At 73.4% G+C, this 961-nt stretch carries 1 protein-coding gene; it reads right to left on the bottom strand.

The window, feature by feature from the left end; translation table 11 throughout:
* Positions 1-34 precede the first annotated feature (34 nt).
* The coding region (locus E1265_RS36525; protein WP_132935222.1) for an aldehyde dehydrogenase family protein at positions 35-961 on the bottom strand (927 nt) is incomplete at its 5' end.

Genomic DNA, 961 nt, shown 5'->3' with positions numbered 1-961 from the left:
GGGGAAGACCGGCCCTGGAGGGGCCGACGGGTGGCTAGAGCTGCAGGCCGGTGAGGACCATGACACGCTCGTAGGTGTAGTCCTCCATGGCGAACCGCACGCCCTCGCGGCCCACGCCCGAGTCCTTGACGCCGCCATACGGCATCTGGTCGGCGCGGTAGGAGGGGACGTCGCCGACGATCACGCCGCCGACCTCCAGGGCCCGGTGGGCGCGGAAGGCGGCCTGCAGGTCGTGCGTGAAGAGGCCCGCCTGGAGGCCGAAGACCGAGTCGTTGGCCGCGGCGAACGCCGCCTCCTCGCCGTCCACCCTGGTCACCGAGAGGACCGGGCCGAAGACCTCCTCGCAGGCCACCTTCGCCTCGCGCGACACGCCCTCGAGGACGGTCGGCTGGTAGCTGGCGCCCTGCCGCGTGCCGCCGGTGAGCACCTTGGCGCCGGCCGCCGTGGCCTCGTCGACCCAGGACTCGACGCGGCGCGCCGCGTCCTCGCTGACCAGCGGGCCGACGTCGGTGGCGTCGTCCGCCGGGTCGCCGGTGACCAGCGACTCCACGGCCGAGATCAGCCGGGGCAGGAGCCGGTCGTAGACGGCGGTGTCGGCGATCACCCGCTGCACGGAGATGCAGGACTGGCCGCCCTGGTAGTTGGAGAAGGTCGCGATGCGCTGCGCGGCCCAGTCAAGGTCGGCGTCCGAGGCGTAGTCGGCGAGCACGATGGCCGCGCCGTTGCCGCCAAGCTCCAGGGTGACACGCTTGCGCGGCACCGAGTCCCGGATGGACCAGCCGACCGGCACGGAGCCGGTGAAGGAGATGATCGGCAGCCGCGGGTCCTGGACCAGCGGCGGCATCGCCTCGTTGGGCACCGGCAGCACGCTCCATGAGCCGGCCGGCAGCTCGGTCTCGGCCAGCAGCTCGCCGAGCAGCAGCGCGGAGAGCGGGGTGGCGGGGGCCGGCTTGAGGACGAT

The sequence above is a fragment of the Streptomyces sp. 8K308 genome, assembly GCF_004348315.1.
GTDB lineage: Bacteria > Actinomycetota > Actinomycetes > Streptomycetales > Streptomycetaceae > Streptomyces.
Note: the sequence above shows the minus strand (reverse complement) of the source record. Positions and strands in the feature narration are given on the sequence as shown.